Annotated in this window: 14 protein-coding genes; 11 read left to right on the top strand and 3 right to left on the bottom strand. The window is 52.9% G+C overall.

Annotated features, from left to right (window positions below; genetic code table 11):
* Positions 1 to 36: 36 nt before the first annotated feature.
* On the top strand, positions 37 to 714 hold the full coding sequence (locus GOM71_RS02515) for an NAD-dependent epimerase/dehydratase family protein (protein ID WP_156278184.1): 678 nt from the start codon (positions 37 to 39) through the stop codon (positions 712 to 714).
* Positions 715 to 1,018: 304 nt separating this feature from the next.
* Here the strand turns inward: GOM71_RS02515 and hflX are convergent, their stop codons facing one another.
* Together hflX and GOM71_RS02505 are read right to left on the bottom strand one after the other, a co-directional pair.
* On the bottom strand, positions 1,019 to 2,305 hold the full coding sequence (gene hflX / locus GOM71_RS02510; protein ID WP_483311021.1) for a GTPase HflX: 1,287 nt from the start codon (positions 2,303 to 2,305) through the stop codon (positions 1,019 to 1,021).
* 438 nt (positions 2,306 to 2,743) lie between these two features.
* The gene (locus tag GOM71_RS02505) at positions 2,744 to 4,018 is read right to left on the bottom strand and encodes an MFS transporter (RefSeq protein WP_156278182.1); all 1,275 of its coding nucleotides are present in this window, start codon (positions 4,016 to 4,018) and stop codon (positions 2,744 to 2,746) included.
* Positions 4,019 to 4,153: 135 nt separating this feature from the next.
* Between GOM71_RS02505 and GOM71_RS02500 the strand changes: the two genes are divergently transcribed.
* From GOM71_RS02500 to GOM71_RS02475, 6 genes are all read left to right on the top strand, one after another.
* On the top strand, positions 4,154 to 4,924 hold the full coding sequence (locus GOM71_RS02500; RefSeq protein ID WP_216651695.1) for an AraC family transcriptional regulator: 771 nt from the start codon (positions 4,154 to 4,156) through the stop codon (positions 4,922 to 4,924).
* 111 nt (positions 4,925 to 5,035) lie between these two features.
* On the top strand, positions 5,036 to 6,820 hold the full coding sequence (locus tag GOM71_RS02495) for an HSP90 family protein (RefSeq protein WP_156278178.1): 1,785 nt from the start codon (positions 5,036 to 5,038) through the stop codon (positions 6,818 to 6,820).
* Complete coding sequence (locus GOM71_RS02490; RefSeq protein ID WP_156278176.1) at positions 6,817 to 7,872, top strand: hypothetical protein; 1,056 nt, start codon at positions 6,817 to 6,819, stop codon at positions 7,870 to 7,872. Before GOM71_RS02495 ends, GOM71_RS02490 begins: the two co-directional genes overlap by 4 nt.
* 28 nt (positions 7,873 to 7,900) lie before the next feature.
* A complete protein-coding gene (locus GOM71_RS02485) occupies positions 7,901 to 8,137 on the top strand; it encodes a DUF6953 family protein (protein ID WP_156278174.1) in 237 nt (78 codons plus the stop codon).
* Between the two features lie 374 nt (positions 8,138 to 8,511).
* The gene (locus GOM71_RS02480) at positions 8,512 to 9,006 is read left to right on the top strand and encodes a hypothetical protein (protein ID WP_156278172.1); all 495 of its coding nucleotides are present in this window, start codon (positions 8,512 to 8,514) and stop codon (positions 9,004 to 9,006) included.
* Entirely contained in the window at positions 8,996 to 9,187 is a 192-nt protein-coding gene (locus GOM71_RS02475) for a hypothetical protein (RefSeq protein ID WP_156278170.1), read from the top strand. The genes GOM71_RS02480 and GOM71_RS02475 overlap by 11 nt, the downstream gene beginning before the upstream one ends.
* Here the strand turns inward: GOM71_RS02475 and GOM71_RS02470 are convergent.
* The gene (locus GOM71_RS02470) at positions 9,182 to 10,450 is read right to left on the bottom strand and encodes an S-adenosylmethionine decarboxylase related protein (RefSeq protein WP_156278168.1); all 1,269 of its coding nucleotides are present in this window, start codon (positions 10,448 to 10,450) and stop codon (positions 9,182 to 9,184) included. The two genes, GOM71_RS02475 and GOM71_RS02470, sit on opposite strands and share 6 nt — an antisense overlap.
* Before the next feature lie 195 nt (positions 10,451 to 10,645).
* On the opposite strand from GOM71_RS02470, the gene GOM71_RS02465 reads away from it, so the two are divergent.
* The 4 genes from GOM71_RS02465 to GOM71_RS02450 all read left to right on the top strand — a co-directional run bounded on the left by GOM71_RS02465 (position 10,646) and on the right by GOM71_RS02450 (position 16,873).
* Positions 10,646 to 11,371 carry a GntR family transcriptional regulator gene (locus GOM71_RS02465; protein ID WP_156278166.1) on the top strand — a complete coding sequence of 242 codons (726 nt, stop codon included), beginning with the start codon at positions 10,646 to 10,648 and terminating at the stop codon, positions 11,369 to 11,371.
* Positions 11,372 to 11,650: 279 nt separating this feature from the next.
* On the top strand, positions 11,651 to 12,721 hold the full coding sequence (gene uxuA, locus GOM71_RS02460) for a mannonate dehydratase (RefSeq protein WP_156278164.1): 1,071 nt from the start codon (positions 11,651 to 11,653) through the stop codon (positions 12,719 to 12,721).
* 1 nt (position 12,722) lies between these two features.
* Positions 12,723 to 13,583, top strand: a complete 861-nt coding sequence (locus GOM71_RS02455; protein ID WP_156278162.1) for an SDR family oxidoreductase — start codon at positions 12,723 to 12,725, stop codon at positions 13,581 to 13,583.
* A gap of 203 nt (positions 13,584 to 13,786) precedes the next feature.
* Positions 13,787 to 16,873: a choice-of-anchor A family protein gene (locus tag GOM71_RS02450; protein ID WP_156278161.1), complete on the top strand. Its 3,087-nt coding sequence runs from the start codon at positions 13,787 to 13,789 to the stop codon at positions 16,871 to 16,873.

Here is a 16,873-nt window from a genome sequence, read left to right as displayed (position 1 = left end):
CCGGAGGCCATTACCATTAACAAGGAGGGTTTTGCATTGAAGCTTAAAGTCATCATTACCGGAGTGACGGGAATGGTCGGTGAAGGCGTGCTGCACGAATGCTTGCAGCATCCGGATGTAGAGAAAGTGCTTGTCTTGAATCGGCGTCCGAGCGGGATCGCACATCCAAAAATGGTTGAAGTGGTGCATGACGATTTTTTTAATCTGGAGCCTGTTTGCAATCAGTTGAAAGGCTACAATGCCTGCTTCTATTGTTTAGGTGTAACCTCCATTGGGCTCACCGAGCAGCAGTATGCCCGCATTTCGTATGATCTTACGCTGTATGTCGCCCATCTGTTAGCGGAGCTAAATCCGGATCTGACCTTTACCTATGTATCGGGCAGCGGAACGGACAGCAGCGAGAAGGGCAGGAGCATGTGGGCAAGAGTGAAGGGGAAAACGGAAAACGAGCTGCTGCGCCTTCCGTTCCGAAGCGCGTTTATGTTCCGCCCCGGGTACATCCATCCGACCAAAGGGCTGAAAAACACGCATCGCTATTATAGCGCGCTAAGCTGGATGTATCCGGTTACCCGGCGCCTGTTCCCGGGAATCGTAACCTCGATGAGAGAGCTCGGCGTCGCGATGATTCATGCCGTCCAATACGGCTACAATAATCCGATTCTCGAAAATCCCGATATCGGCAAGCTGGCCGCTTCCAGCGGACCGGCAAAATAAAAAGCAGATGCGCCGCGTGCGCATCTGCTTTTTATTTGTTGTTCGCCGACAGGGCGGTTCTAACGGAACCAGAGTCTGTTAGAATTATCGCCAGGAGGAAACCGAATCGCTGTAACGGAAACTGATTCCGTTACAATGTCCATCAATCAGAGAAAAGGCGAAATAGTACGCTGTTTTGAAATCCTAACGGCCCCAAAGGCCGTTAGGATCAACGCCGAGCGGCAGCTATGTCGTTCTAACGGAACGAAAGTCCGTTAGAGCGTTCCGTTAGAGCGTTCACTCAAGCGGCGAAAGGCCGCTCGAGTTAGCCCTGCAGCACCGTCACATCGTTCCGATAGCGTTCGAGGTCGCTTGTGCGGCACTCCATTCGCAGGCGAGTGCCTGTTTCCTCATAGCTCGTTTCCTGCACATGGGCATTCTCGTTAAAGTATGCGACGAGCCGGCCTTGGCTGAACGGGACGAGCAGCTCGCATTGCACATAGTCGTTGAACACATGGCTGCGGATCACAGCAATCAGCTCGTCGAGACCGGCGCTCTCCTGGGCGGACATGTACACGGTGCCGTCCACAATTTGCGGATACGGATGATTGGTCAAGTCGCACTTGTTGTAGGCGAAAATCGTCGGGAGCTCAAGCGCGCCGAGATCCTTCAGCGTCTCGTTCGTAACGGCGACCAATTGGCTGTAGTCAGCATGCGAGTAGTCGACGACATGGACGAGCAGATCGGCTTCGGTCACTTCCTCCAGCGTCGAACGGAACGCTTTGATCAGATGATGCGGGAGCTGGCTGACGAAGCCGACCGTATCGGTAAGCAGAAAGCTTTTCTTATCCGGCAGATCGATGCTTCGAACAGACGTTTCCAGCGTCGCGAACAGCATATCCTGAGCGAAAACCCGTTTTTCGCTTTCCGGATGGAACTTGTCGATCAGCGCGTTCATAAGGCTCGATTTGCCCGTATTCGTATAGCCGACGAGACAGACGACCGGCACCTCGTTTTTCTTCCGCTGCTTGCGCTGAATTTGGCGGCGCGCCACGAGCTTCTCCAGCTCGGCATGCAGCGCCGTAATCCGCTCCTCAATGCGGCGGCGGTCGAGCTCGAGCTTGGTCTCGCCGGCGCCTTTATTTTTGACGCCCGAGCCGCCGCCCTGCCTGCCGAGCGATGCGCGAAGCCCGACAAGCCGCGGCAGCATGTATTGAAGCCGAGCGACTTCGACTTGCAGTTGGGCTTCCCGCGTTTTCGCCCGTTCCGCAAAAATATCGAGTATGAGTATCGTTCGGTCAATGACGGTACATTCGAGATCGGCTTCCAGGTTGCGGATTTGCGAAGGCGATAGCTCGTCGTTGAAAATAACGACGTCCGCCTCCAGCTCGGCATGCAAAGCTTTCAGCTCTTCAATTTTGCCCGTACCGATATAGTGGGATGGATTGACGCGGCTGGCCTTCTGGCTCAGCTCGCCGACAACCTCAATGAAGCAGGCGTCCGCCAGGTTGCGGAGCTCCTGCATCGAATATGCGAAATCGGTCTGCAGCTGAAGCTGCACGCCAACGATAATTGCTTTTTGCTGCTGCTGCAGCAGGGTTTGGTTTTCCATCATAGTAGATCATCCTCCAAGGTGAAAAATAACAAAAAAACACAGGCGTGTCTGCCTGTGTTCGTTCACAGTTTGGCGAGAGGCTGTCAGCAAACGAGTCCGTGCCGCCGTAACGCGATAATAGCCAAAGCAACAGCTCTTGAACATAAAGGCAATTCAAGCCGCACCTTAAAGCTATGTGCGGATATCCGGTGCTTGAACAAGCCGAGAGCCGAGGCGGATGCCTTATGCTAAGCTGTCGCTATGGGTTACGTGCGGAAATGACAGACTAATCCTGAGTCCTCTGCGCACAGGCAGAGCTTTGTCGCTATTAGTGGCAAATTAGCCGCGCAAAGTACGAACTCGGATAAAATCTATCACACGTAACCCTCCGTCCATTGGAAATTACGTACAGTGTAGCATAGAGATGCACTTCAAGCAAATGTGAAAAGAGGCAGTCTACGTCCTCGCCATTATTTTCGAATCTTTCGGCAGCAGGAGGGCGAACAGGCCAAGCAGCGGCAAGTAGGCGCATATTTTGACCATATAATCGACGCCGTGCGAATCCATCAGCCAGCCTAGAAGAACCGAGCTTAACCCGCCAAGGCCGAAAGACAAACCGAAGAAAAGTCCCGCGATCGTGCCGACATGGCCGGGGAGCAGCTCTTGCGCATAGACGATAATGACGGAGAAGCCCGACATGAGAACGAGGCCGATGGCGATGCACAGCAGTATGGAGCCGACAGGCCCGGCATACGGCAGCAGCATCGAGAAAGGCGCCGTACCGAGAATCGAGAACCAAATGATTTTTTGCCGTCCGAACCGGTCGGCGAGCGGCCCTCCGAAGAACGTGCCGATCATTCCGGCAAATTGAAGCGCGAATATGGCCAGCTGCGCGCGCTCCAGCGGGAGATGGTACGTGTCCATATAGTAAAAAGCATAATAGCCGCCCATGCTCGACAAATAGGCAAACTTGGAAAACAGCATCAGAATGAGAATGGCTAGCGTAATGGCGATAAAAGATTTGCTGAAAGGCGTCCCGCCGCCGGCCCTTGCCGCGCTTTTGTTCACAGCGTCCTTCGCCCGCTGATGCTCCCGGTACCATTTGCTAACCTTGTATTGGATCGCAATGCCTGCGGCAGCAAGCAAAGTAAACCAGAGAAAACCGTATCGCCCTCCGGGATTGATGATGAAGGCAACCATAAGCGGCGCCAACGCCTGCCCCATATTGCCGCCAACCTGAAAGACGGATTGCGCAAAGCCTTTGCCTCCCCGTTTTTTTCCTTCGGTGCTGCGCTTGCTTGCCGCCAGATGCGCGACGCGCGACGACTCCGGGTGAAGCACAGAGGAGCCGATCCCGATCAAAGCCGCTGACAGCAGCAAAACGGCGAACGATGGCGCCAGCGCGAGCCCGACCATGCCGAGCAAGGAAAAGACCATGCCGAGCGGAAGCAGCGCGGGCAGCGGCCGCCGGTCGGTATACAGGCCGATGAGCGGCTGAAGAATGGATGCGGTAATGTTCAAGGTAAATGCGATCCAGCCGATTTGGAAAAAGCTTAGGTGCATCTCCTGCTGGAAAACAGGAAACACGGCTGGCACAGCGGACTGCATCGCATCGTTCAGCAGATGGGCTGCGCTGACGCTTAGCAGGACGGTCATCGCAGTCCGGCTGGTCCTTGCTGTCGAATCGGCTGCGGCAACACGCGGTTCCGTGTGAATATTTGACTGGGACATAGCTCTCGACATCCTTTCGCGTTCGATAAATGATTTATCCATCGTACATGCAAAAATGGCTGGAGCGCGACGCGAAAATTGCTCTCCATCGAAGCAATTTTTGCTATAATGGCGGCAGGGTGATGGCAGATGCTGATGAAAGTGGCTTTACCGCAATTAGAGCTTCACAAAATCGATAATCAATTTCAAAATATACCCCATGCCCATGACGACCAATATCAAATTACAGTTCCGGTTAAAGGCACTTGCTATTTCAACTATGAGAATCGGGATATGACATTGGGAGCGGGAGACGGGCTAGTGCTGAATCCGTCAGACCGGCACTATTTTCATACTAGCGACGATGCGAGTTTGATCGTTATACGCGTGAACCATGGCAGCGGAGGTGCGGGCATAACCGACCCTGCGGCTCGCCAGCATTTAGAACCAGGCGCGATGCTCTCGTACTTCCAGCGCTGGGCTGGACAGATGCTGACAGTGGAGCCTGCCGATCGGCTGGCTGTGGAAGAGACGCAAGCGATGGCGCTGCATGATTTGCAGCAGATACTGAGGGGCGGAGGGACTGAAGGAAAGCCGGCGAAGGCAGCAGCCGACAGAAATGTGCTGCGCGTGCTGGACTACATTCATGCGCGCTATGCCGAGCAGCTGGACATCGATACGCTATCGGCGATCGCGCTGCAGAGCCGATATCATTTTATCCGCTCGTTCAAGCTTGCGACGGGGATGACGCCCTATCAATATGTGCTGCATCTTCGCGTAGAGGAAGCGAAAGCGCAGCTTCGCCGCGGCTCGTCGACGGTCACGGAAATCAGCTACAGCATGGGTTTTTCCAGCCCGAGCCAATTTTATCGGACCTTTATGAAATTTACCGGCGTAACTCCGGAATATTACCGTGGTCAAAGCTAACGGCGCAAAGCATAATGATTGAGAAATTAATATTTTTTTTAAAAAGGAAATGCGCGCTTCTGCTCGAATGATTATTGCGTCTGTCATTCATAACGAATATAGAGGTATAATATGGAAAATATAAATTTTCAAGTGAATTTGAACGGGATTATCGACCTGCTTTCGAATCATTTGTACTCCGACCCCGGCGTCTTTATCCGGGAGCTGCTTCAGAACGGAGTGGATGCCATTACCGCTCGCAAGAGGCTAGGCCACCAATTCGAGGAGAAAGTGTCGGTGGAGCTGTTCACAGCCTCCAACACGATTGCTTTTCAAGATAACGGCTCCGGGCTGACGGAGCAGGAAATTGAACAGTTTTTGGCCCGCATCGGAAGCACGACGAAGAAGAGCGATTTGGATATGTCCGATGATTACATCGGCCAATTTGGCGTAGGCTTGCTCGCTTGTTTTGTTGTAAGCGACGAAATCGTGCTGGTCACCCGATCGGCAGCGGACGGCGATTCCTTGGAATGGCGCGGCAAGCCGGACGGCACCTACGTGATCAAGAAGATGAAGAAGCAGGCGCCGATCGGGACGACCGTTTACTTGAAAGCGAAGCTGGAATATGAGGAATATTTCGATTCGTATCGGGTGAACGAGCTGCTTAGACATTATGGGCAGTTTCTGCCGATCCCGATTTACTTAACGGTAGGCAAGGACGAAGAACGCATTAACGAGACAGAAGCGCCGTGGAAAATGGATCGGGATGAAGCAATTGCATATATCGAGCGGGAATCGTTTCATAAGCCGATGGACGTCATTCCGCTTCATTCGACGATTGGCGGCGTTGAAGGGGTCGCTTATATTCTCCCTTATGCCGTCAGCTTGCAGGATGAAAAGCGGCATCACGTCTATTTGAAAAATATGCTGCTTTCGGACAAAATGCCGAATATTTTGCCTCCATGGGCGTTTTTCGTTAACGGCATTCTGAACACGAACAGCTTGCGGCCGACAGCCTCGCGTGAAGCGGTCCAGGAGAATGAGCTCTTTTTTGCAGTGAGAGACGAGCTTGGAGATTGTATTAAACGGTATTTAATCGACCTGTCGGGACGCAACCCGGAGCTGTTCAAGCGGATTATTGTCGTTCACTACGCTTCGCTGAAAGCGATGGCAGTCGAGGATAGCGAGCTGTATGAGCTCATTATCCGCCACTTAAGCTTTGAAACGTCATACGGCGATATGGCGATGTCCGATATTATCGCAAGCCATCCTTCCCTGCTCGTGACAACGACGCTTGATGAATTCCGGCAAATCGCCCGCGTCGCAAGATCGCAAGGACTAATGGTCGTCAACGGCGGCTATGTCCACGATTTCGAGCTGATCCGCCAGCTGCCGAGCGTTGAGGAAGAGGCGAGCGTTGCTGTTCTTGATATTTTAGAATTTTCGAGCCGGTTCGAGCGGCTTGGCGGGGAAGAGCGGCAGTCCATCGAGCCGTTTCTTGCGTATGCCAACGAATTGCTGGAACGGTTTCAGTGCCGGAGTCTGGTGAGATGGTTTGAGCCGGCCGATATCCCGGTATTGTATACGACAAACGATGAAGTCAATTTCATTAAGCTCGCCGATGACAGCGAACGGGAAGCAAACGGGCTGTTCGCGGAAATCGTGCATGTGATCCGCAAGGAGCTCTACGAAGAGCCCTTCGCGCAGCTGTGTTTCAATTACAACAATCCAATCGTGCGGAAAGCGGCTGCTTCCAAAGACGAAAATATTCAGCAGACGTGCATCGAGCTGCTCTATACGCAAGCTCTTCTAATGGGCAACCATACAATGAACGCGGAGGAGCTGCGGCTGATGAACGAATCGCTGCTTCAGTTTATGAATATGGGCTTGAATCAGGCAATCGGAGGCGAGCGATGAAAAACCGCTTTTATGGCTTGCGGCGCGAGCTATGGTCGATGCCTGACGGCAAGCGGAAGCTGACTGTTATGGAGGAAGCGATCCGCATCGCGGACCAGCACATGACGGAAAGCGACGCTTATGATGCACGGATGGACTATTCCTCGGCTGCGCTCGAATGCGGCTGTCCCGAGCGCATTTTCATATCCTTCTCCTGGTGTCTGGCGAAGTTCGAGCAACGGCCGGGCGAATACTCCAGCTACATGATTATGTGGCACTACAAATGGGTATTGAATCAAATTTGGCGGCTGCCGCAGGTTGAGTTGGAGCAAATCGAGCGTATTTTTGAAGATTTCCGGCAAAAATGTGTGCAGTACGGCTACTCGCTGCGGGCGTACTATCAGCAGAAGGTAAACTTCATGCTGTCGCAGGGCCATATGGAAGAAGCGGCCGCTATGTATAAGAAGTGGAGGGAAACGCCTCGGGATCAGCTGTCCGACTGCCGGGCATGCGAGCAAAATTTGTTCGGCGAATACTACTTCCAAATCAATCATCTAAAGAGGGGCATGCAGACGATAAAGCCGATACTCGAAGGGAAGCTGAGCTGCCGGTCCATTCCCCAGAATACGTACAGCAATATGATTGTGCCGCTGCTTAAGCTCGGCGAATATGACCAGGCGGTTGAAATCGCCAAGAAGGCGTATCGCTCGATCGAAGGGCCGTCCTATTTGGCGGAGTATGGCGTGTTCATGGAGTTTTTCACGGTGACGGATATGGCGAAGGCGGTCAAGCTGTACGAGCGCACCATCCGGCTCGGCCTGGAAAGCAAAATGCCGTGGGATCGGTTTCAGTATTTGCTCTCGGTCCGGTTGTTTCTGCAGCAGTGGTCGGCAACGAAGCGGCGCAAGAAGCTGGCCGAATCCGAGCGGGTGACGATGGCGTGGCTGGATGAGGAGATCGGAACGCTGGCGGAAGCGTTTAACCGGCGGAACGGCAATGATTATATGCACCGTTTTATTGAGCAGAAAGAGCAAAACATCAGCCGGTTAATTAAAAACAGTTCGAAATCGTAGCTCTTCGTATGGAAAGGAGTGGCTGGATATGGAGACAACAGAGCAAGCGATTGCGGAGTGGATGGTTAGTGAAATCAAGTTCAAGGGCATGCTGCATCAAGCCGATGCGATCGAATATGTGAAATCGCAGTTTGGCGAACAGTTTGTCTTTGTGAATGAGAATGGCAATCCGTCCTTGTCTAAAGAAGTGAAGAAGGCGTTCCGAAAGCTGCATAAGGGCAAAGTAGCCTGGGATCGGGACGGTTTTTTCTGGGCATGGACGTAAAAAAGGCCGGAGCCTTGATTCAGTCGTTGTGACTGGTCAGCAGCTCCGGCTTTTTTTCGCAGATGAATCACGCCCTTGCTAGTACTCATTCTTATATTTGCTGACGTTCTCTTGCGCGTTCAATTGAATTTTCAAGCCAAGCTTTCGGAAGTCCTTCATCGGGATGAAGGTCCGGTATTTGAACGTGATAGTAGTCGTTCACCCAACTGCTCCATACGTTCATCCTGTAAAAATTGCTGTAGCTAAGATCCGATTGACAAGGGATAGCGGGCCTGCACGATTTGCATATGGGATGAATAGTTTGTGGGGAGAGCCATATGATAATTGTAAGCGCTATCATTTTATCTAGTGCGCATCAATTCGGAGGTGGAATGATGGGAACTCGTCTATGGATGGAGCATGTCGTGAGGGAACATTTGCCGCAGCTTCGTTATGTACGCATTCAAAACGCCGGCAGCCACAAAGCCGTTATATATGCTTGGGACGACCAGCTTCGGCTTCAGGAGGCGGATGCGGCTAAGCTTATGCGATTTTCCGCTGATTATTTGCCGCAGGATGTGTGCTTTACGGTGAAGCCGTATTCGGCTGCGCCCGAGGACGGCGTATATCCTTGCGAGGTGCCTGAACCGCTGCGAAAGGCGGCGATGAACGGCAGTCTTGATCAGACCGCCGTCTTTGCCGTCTTGAACAGTCTGTTCTCCGGCATCATTCTCGCCTACAGGCGCTATGATCTGCGAACAGGAACCGTTCATATGGCAGCGTACAGCTACACGACAATTGGCAAAAAAGACAGGGAAGTCATTCAGAAATATGCCGATGAATTGATGCCGGTCGGCTCAACGGCGGAGGTGTTCTATTATGGATCCTAGAGAACGTTTAAGGCTGAGCCGGCGATATTCAAGAAGAGTCGGGCGCAAACGGCAGCGGGCCGTCGAACGAATCGCTGAACCGGAGCAAATGCCGGACGTATCCGAGCGGAGCTCTTCGGCAGCCGAGAGCGCGCTTGCCGGCTCTGCTCGAGAAGAGGCAGCTCGAGAGCTTGAATTATGATGACCGGAATGGCCGCATCCGCTGCAGCAGAAGTCCGTCCGAGGCTGCATTCTCGCCCTTAATGAAAGGCGTCATATAGCGGGAGACATAATGGCCGTAGCTGCTTGCTGCGGTCATTAACAAATCATCGACATAATGGACGCCGTTCGGCACTTCATCGAGCAGCAGCGAGCATACAGCGCCATAGACGCCGCAAGCCACTTGAAAATAGGTAGCGTTCGCGCCGTATTTTGCGTAAACAGAAGCGTTATCCATGACGTTGTACATGAAGCGTTCCTTGTCTTTATAGACAAGCAGCACGCCTACAAGATCGGCGCCGGTCAATTCTGCATCACCAGGATCGAGCACCTTGTGATTCCATTCCCACAGATCATCCGAATTTTGCAGATTGTCGCGGATCGTGCCGATCGTATAGTCGTTAACCTTGTAAATGAAACCGAACTCCATATTATAGTGCTGGCCCATCGTCAGCACTTCTTCATGCGGCATCAGGCAGCCGTAGAACTGAATATCGCCAAGCGTAACTTTGAATTGAAGCTCGTAAACGTCGTTGTAGAGGACAAGCGGGGTATGCTGTTGGACAAACATTGGATAGTTGCTGATCGCCTCGTCGAGGAAGCATTCGGGCGACCAAGAGGAATAAACGGTGCGGGGCTTGACGAGGGACTTATCTTTGTAAAAGGTGTTGTCGGTTTCAACAACGTAACAGGCGATAGGGAGCTCGTCTGGCGTTTCCTTAAGCATTTCATGCGCCATCCATTGCACGACGCCGGGATTCATGCCCGAGCATACGATCGCTTTCGTATTCTGAAAGCTGCCGCGCCGTTCTTCGAAAATATGATAACGCTCGAGCAGCGTGAAGCCGTGCAATTGATCCGAGGCGTCGACTGAGGCGATTTCTAGGGCGGTGTTGACGTAAGCGATCGCAAGCTCGTCGCAAAGCTCCAGCATTTCAACGGTATCGGCCCATGATGTATCAATGACGAGCGAGACTTCCGCCTCCGCAAGAAACCGGCGAACGGTATCCAAATCGGTTAGATCCAGCTTGTGCAACGTAATTTTGTCCGATAACGAGGGGCAAATCGCCTTGTAATAACCGGCTTCTCTCTGTTTCCAGTCTACGAGATGCAGGCGGCATTGACGCAAATGCTCGTAAAGCGGGTCATCGGGAGTTTGAGCTGATTTGCCAAGAAGCGCGAGCACAGACTTGGCCACCCCGCCGCTGCTGCCGAAAACTGCAATCGAGATTTGTTTTTGATTCATAGCGGATCACCTCCTTTCTCTATTATTTTATGCGTCGGAACGCAGGGGGCTTGTATGAATTGCGGCTGTAATACGTCCATTCCTTATGTCTGCATGCCGGAGCAGATTTTAGCATCTTGACTTGTATACAAGGATACAAGTACATTAAGAATAGATAATAAATGAATGCAGGAAACGTTGAAAGGAGCTACTCCAATGTCGTTAACTCCGCCATTGCCGCCGTTGAAGCCGCAGGAGCAGCGCAAATCGCTGGGCGATCAAATTTACGAAACGGTCCGCGAGCAAATCGTGTCGATGAAGCTGGAGCCGGGCGGAATGATCTATGAGAACGAGCTGGCGGAAGCGTTAAATGTCAGCCGCACACCGGTGCGCGAGGCAATTCGGCTGCTGGTCAGCGAGCAGCTTCTGGACGTGCTGCCGCAGCGAGGCACGCGCATCGCGCTCATTTCCGAGCGCAAAGTAAACGAAGCGCGGTTTATTCGCGAGCAATTGGAGCTGGGCGCTTTCAGGCTCGCCGCCGCGAGATGGCGGGAGGAGCCGAATGGCGCGGCGCTTCAAGCAGCGAATGCGGCGCTTGAGCATGTGATGCAGCAGCAACGGGCTGCTTCGGATAGCGGCGATGCCGCGCTTTTCCTCCAGTTGGATGAATCCTTTCACCGCATCATATTGGAGACGGCGGGAAACGCTTCGCTTCTGCAGGTGGTCTACCATATGCGAGGCCATTTGAACCGCGCCCGCTACCTTGCGATGAAGCAGTTCGGCCAGACGCCTCGGGTTATAGAGGAGCATCAGCAGCTGCTCGACGCGCTCCGGCAAGGGGATGAGCAGCTGGCGGCGATGCTGCTGCAGCCGCATATCGGCAAGCTGGATCACGAGCTGCCGGAGCTGCGCCGGTTATTTCCGCACTATTTTACAGATTAGTAGAATTAGGCTCAAATGAATCTAAAAGAGGTTGGTGAGTGGCGGTTTTTGCGATATTAGTCTCAAATGAGCCTTATATTGTGGAATATGCAGCAACTCGTACGTTCGTAAGGTCATTTTAGATCCGAATGTGCCTTAAACCGCTGATGGAGTACCCGAATGATATAATTTAAGGCTCAATTGGGCCTTAAATCGAGACGGGAATTGGAAGTGTGACTTTGAGAATAAGGAGTGGCTTTAAACTCCGCTCAAAGATCCTGATGTGAGGAGTGTATAGACATGAAAATGGTATTTCGCTGGTACGGAGAGGGCAACGATTCGGTCACGTTAAAGCAAATTAAACAAATTCCTGGCGTAGAAGGGCTCGTCTGGGCGCTGCACGACGTCCCTGCCGGGGAAGAATGGCCGATGGACAAGATTATGGAATATAAACGATTGGCCGACGAGCACGGCTTCCATCTGAAGGTTGTTGAAAGCGTTAACGTGCACGAGGACATTAAGCTTGGCCTGCCGACGCGAGACCTTTATATCGAAAATTACAAGCGCACAATCGAGAAGCTGGCGAAGGTTGGCGTCAAAGTTATTTGCTACAACTTCATGCCGATTTTCGACTGGATTCGCACCGACCTGTTCAAGGAAATGGAAGACGGCTCGACGGCGCTGTTCTTTGATAAAGCAAAAATCGAAAGCATGGCTGCGGAAGACCTCGTTCGCAACATTAACGAAAACTCGCAGTTCACGATGCCGGGCTGGGAGCCTGAGCGGCTGAAGCGCATCGCTCCGTTGTTCGACGCCTACAAGAACGTGAGCGAAGAGGATTTGTTCGACAATTTGAAATACTTCCTGGAAGCGATTGTGCCGGTGGCGGAAGCGAACGATATCAAAATGGCGATTCACCCGGACGATCCGCCTTATTCAGTATTCGGCTTGCCGCGCATCGTGACGAACCGCGACAATTTGCGGAGGCTGCTTGATTTGGTAGACAGCCCTTATAACGGTTTGACGCTTTGCAGCGGCTCGCTTGGCGCTAATCCAAGCAATGACGTTGCGGCAATGGTGCGAGAGTTTGCCGACCGGATTCCGTTTGCCCACATTCGCAACGTGCGAGTATATGAAAACGGCGATTTCATCGAAACATCTCACCGGACGCAGGACGGCACCGTCGATATCGCGGATGTTGTCCGGGCCTACCATGAGAACGGCTACGAAGGGTTTGTCCGTCCGGACCACGGCCGCCATATTTGGGACGAACAATGCAGACCGGGCTACGGACTGTATGATCGCGCGCTCGGCATTATGTATTTGTGGGGCTTATGGGATGCGCTGGAGCGCGCCAAAGGAGGCAACTAAGATGACGACAGCATCGATTCCTGTGCATAGTCAACTGGCAGGCAAAATCGCTGTAATTACCGGGGGCAGCGGCGTGCTGTGCGCCGCGATGGCGAAGGAGCTTGGACGCCATGGCGTCAAAGTGGCGATTTTGAACCGGACGGCGGAAAAAGGCGAGCAGGTAGCGCAGGAAATTCGCGAAGCAGGCGGCGAAGCGATTGCGGTCGCTTGCGACGTGCTCGATTCGGCGAGTGTGCAGCGCGCATGCGATATCGTCACGGACACGTTCGGCGTCTGCGATATTCTGATTAATGGCGCGGGCGGCAATCATCCGGACGGCATTACGACGAAAGAGTCGTTCCATCCCGATGATTTGGCCAATGAGGGCATTAAAACGTTTTTCGATTTGACGGAAAAAGGGTTCGGCTACGTGTTCGACCTCAATTTTATGGGGACCCTCATTCCGACGCAAATATTTGCGAAGGGGATGGCGGGCAAGCCGGGAGCCACTGTCATTAACATGTCGTCAATGAGTGCGCCTAGCCCGATGACGAAGGTTCCGGCGTACAGCGCGGCCAAAGCGGCGATCAACAACTTTACGCAATGGCTTGCGGTGCATATGGCCGATGTCGGCATTCGCGTCAATGCGATCGCTCCGGGTTTCTTCCTGACGGAGCAAAATCGCAAGCTGCTGACGAATGAGGACGGTTCGCTTACGGAACGCTCGAACAAAATCATTACCCATACGCCGATGCGCCGCTTCGGCAAGCCGGAGGACCTGCTCGGCACGCTCATTTGGCTGGCTGACGACAGCATGTCGGGCTTCGTAACGGGAATTACCGTGCCGGTGGACGGAGGTTTCATGGCTTACTCAGGGGTGTAGCCGATGCCAGCGTCAAATGCGACGGCTTAAGCATCGCTTGAATTGTAGAAGAAAGGGTTGTTCCGTACAAAGGTCCATTATTGGCCTTGCGGGACAACCTTTTTTTATTGAGGATAGGTTATTACGGCTATTACATAGAAATATTCCAATCTTTTTCGGCCTATATATGAAAGAGGAGGGTTAGATCGAGGGGGTGAGGCAAAATGGCAGTGTGCACGAATTTTGGTACGGCTAATGATTACAATGTGTTTGTCTTCGGCGACCATTCGCAAATGAACACGTCTGCGGACGGTCGAGTGGCGGCTGGCGGCAATGTCAGTTACCAGGATTATTCCGTCGGCACGACGCTGCCTATTTCCACGATGGACGCTCAGCTGATTATTGAGGGCAATGTATCCATCGTGAGGGGCTTTAATAACGGCAATACCATTATTGCGCCGACATCCGTTGTCACCGAATACTCGATGATTAACAGCAACGGCGTAGCCGGACAGCCGATCGTCGACGAAAGAATCGATTTTGCGGCGGCGCGGACATTCTTGCAGTGCACTTCGACCGGCTGGGCGGGGATTCCGGCAAACGGCACTGCCGTTAATGCGTTTGGCGGTCTCGTTATGACGGGGACGGACCCAGTGTTGAATGTCTTCACGTTTAACGCCGCAGACATTGACGGGAGCGGTCTGGCGCTGGCTTCCGCCAACAATGTGCTGATCCGAATTCCGGACGGCTCGTATGCGCTCATTAACTTGCTTGGCAACAATATTGGCTTCGGCAGTTACGTCATTACGATTGAGAACAGCAATGATCCCAATCCGCCCGGCAGTCGGCTTTTATGGAACGTGCCCGAGGCCGCAGCGTTTTTTCATCAAAGTTTGCTGCTGCAAGGGACGCTTCTTGCACCGTTTGCAACAGTGACTGCCAATGGCTCCGGGCAAATCAACGGGCAATTGATCGCTGCCGCTTATAATGGCAACTTCAACAGCTTTAAGGAGGCGATGGTCCTCTATGGCGGTTGTTTACCCGATTTATGCGGCAATCCTTCGCTTTCTGTTGCGAAAACGGTTCAGGGCGCCGCTGAATTTACCGGAGTGCCCGGAACCCCGTTCGTTTATGCGATATCGGTTCGCAATACGGGAGGCGTCACGATTACGAATATTGTTATTAAGGATGATGTGATCGGAGTTCAGCAGGACGTCGCGGCGTTGAATCCAGGTCAGGTATATGTAAGCGAGTTTAATTCAGCGGTAAGGGACGGCAAAGCCGGTGAGCAGTATGCCAATGTTGCTGTCGTCACAAGCGACCAGACAACGGCCCAATCGGCTTCGGCGAACGTCATTATCGGCGCGTTGCCGGTTAATGTGAGCTTTACCAAATCGGCTAATAAAACGTCTGTCGTTCCGGGCGAGCAGGTCATTTATACTTTTTTTCTAACCAACAACGGAAATACGGATTTACTGAACGCAACGCTGACGGATGTAGCCCTCGGCGTTCAGACGACTCTAGGCACTGTATTTGCCGGGGAGCTGCTGAACTTGCCTTTTGTCATACCGTCGAATGCGGCGCCGGGGACATCGTTTGTGAATACAGCGAGACTTTCCGCTTCGAATTTGCCGTTTCCAGGCTATATCGAATCGAGCTATACGATTCAAATATCGGAAACGCCGTCCGTCGGCTTGACGAAGGAGACCGATACGGATGTAGCGCTTCCCGGCGATACGATTACGTACAGAATACGTGTTTCCAATGATTCGCTTACGACGACAGTCAACAATTTGCAGGTCATTGACGGTTTGCTCGGATTGAATAAGCTGATCGATACGCTCCCACCCGGGTCCAGTGTCGTCTATCGTCAGCCGTTGGTTGTGCCGGAAGGCGCGCCTGCGGGCACAGCGTTTACAAACACCGTAACGGTTCAGTCTGCTTATGGCATCGAGCAGGCGTCAAGAACGGTGCGAATCGGCAGCAGTCCCCGATTGCTGGTGGCGAAGGACGTTGACACGCAGTTTGCCAATCCGGGCGACACGGTACAGTATTTGTTCACGTTAATTAATGCCGGCAATACAACGCTGACCGATATTACGATTACGGACAGCTTGCTTGGGATAAATGAAGCTGTGGCGCCCATTCCAATCGGGGAACGCAGGCTTATTACTGCTAATTATGTGATTCCGGAAGGGACGCCGCCCGGCACGCTTATCTCCAATGTGCTAGTCGTGCAAAGCCCTGCGCTGGGGACGATTACGGATGATGCCGAGGTTATTGTAACCGTATCGCCAATTCCTCCGCGGGATGCGACGCTTAGCGCAATCGGCTTTGCAGACCGTACAACCGTTTTTCCGAATCAATCGATCGTTTTTTCGGCAGTCATTACGAATCCGTCTCAAATTACCGTTCGGAATATTGAGCTTCGTTCGCCGCTCTTCCAGTATGTGGGTCTGCTTCAAGAACTGCTCCCGGGGCAAAGCTACCGCATTGAGGGCGTGTTTGACGTCTCAGCCCAAACGCCGCCGGGAACGGTCATTACCGGATCGCTTATCGCGACGAGCTCCCAGACGGCGCCTGTTCGCGTTGCGGCAGATGTAACGGTCCTCTCCGAACCGAAAGTCGAACTGGCTTTGAGCGTTGCTCCGACAGAAGTCATTCAAGGAGAAGCGGAAACCTACAATGCATTGCTCCGTAACACCGGAAATACCGATTTGACCAACGTTTTTATTCGCGATTCGCTGCTGCTGCGGGCCGTATGGATTAATCGCTTTGTCGTAGGCTCGTTTTTAAGAGGGGTCGTAGATATTGCGGTGCGATCAGCGCCCGGCAGTGTCGTTTCAACCCGTTTGATGCTGAGCTCGGATCAGATTGAAGTCGAGAGCAACGCGGCAACCTATACAGTGTACGGCTTGACGGTGCAGCTGTCTGCCAATCGGGCCTCGGTTGCTATTGGCGAGACCATCGTTTACTCGGCGGTCGTCTCCAATCCTTCGCTCGCCGAAGCGACGGAGGTCAACCTGATTGAATTGATTCCTCCGTTTACCGCAGCCATAGCCGGGAGCGCGACGAGAAACGGCGCGCCTGTTTCCAATGCGAGCCTTGCGATCGGCATTCCGATCGGCTCGCTGCTTCCGAATCGGTCCGTCGTCATCACGTACGAGGTTGTAGTTAGGGCGGAGCCTGCGAACGGACTTCTCCCTGCGCAGGTAGCGGCAACATTCTTCTTTCCGTCAACGGCAAGGCAGCTTAGAGGGACGTCGGACTCGAATCAGGTCATTATATCGGTGGAAGAGGAAGAAGAATAG

Origin of the sequence: Paenibacillus sp. NEAU-GSW1 (genome assembly GCF_009737085.1) — a bacterium.
Lineage (GTDB): Bacteria > Bacillota > Bacilli > Paenibacillales > Paenibacillaceae > Pristimantibacillus.
This window is presented reverse-complemented; position numbering and strand designations above follow the sequence as displayed.

Coding starts and splice junctions, on each gene's coding strand:
- hflX (WP_483311021.1), bottom strand. CDS start 2,305: ATGGAAAACCAAACCCTGCTGCAGCAGCAGCAAAAAGCAATTATCGTT.
- GOM71_RS02505 (WP_156278182.1), bottom strand. CDS start 4,018: ATGTCCCAGTCAAATATTCACACGGAACCGCGTGTTGCCGCAGCCGAT.
- GOM71_RS02500 (WP_216651695.1), top strand. CDS start 4,154: ATGAAAGTGGCTTTACCGCAATTAGAGCTTCACAAAATCGATAATCAA.
- GOM71_RS02495 (WP_156278178.1), top strand. CDS start 5,036: ATGGAAAATATAAATTTTCAAGTGAATTTGAACGGGATTATCGACCTG.
- GOM71_RS02490 (WP_156278176.1), top strand. CDS start 6,817: ATGAAAAACCGCTTTTATGGCTTGCGGCGCGAGCTATGGTCGATGCCT.
- GOM71_RS02485 (WP_156278174.1), top strand. CDS start 7,901: ATGGAGACAACAGAGCAAGCGATTGCGGAGTGGATGGTTAGTGAAATC.
- GOM71_RS02480 (WP_156278172.1), top strand. CDS start 8,512: ATGGGAACTCGTCTATGGATGGAGCATGTCGTGAGGGAACATTTGCCG.
- GOM71_RS02475 (WP_156278170.1), top strand. CDS start 8,996: ATGGATCCTAGAGAACGTTTAAGGCTGAGCCGGCGATATTCAAGAAGA.
- GOM71_RS02470 (WP_156278168.1), bottom strand. CDS start 10,450: ATGAATCAAAAACAAATCTCGATTGCAGTTTTCGGCAGCAGCGGCGGG.
- GOM71_RS02465 (WP_156278166.1), top strand. CDS start 10,646: ATGTCGTTAACTCCGCCATTGCCGCCGTTGAAGCCGCAGGAGCAGCGC.
- uxuA (WP_156278164.1), top strand. CDS start 11,651: ATGAAAATGGTATTTCGCTGGTACGGAGAGGGCAACGATTCGGTCACG.
- GOM71_RS02455 (WP_156278162.1), top strand. CDS start 12,723: ATGACGACAGCATCGATTCCTGTGCATAGTCAACTGGCAGGCAAAATC.
- GOM71_RS02450 (WP_156278161.1), top strand. CDS start 13,787: ATGGCAGTGTGCACGAATTTTGGTACGGCTAATGATTACAATGTGTTT.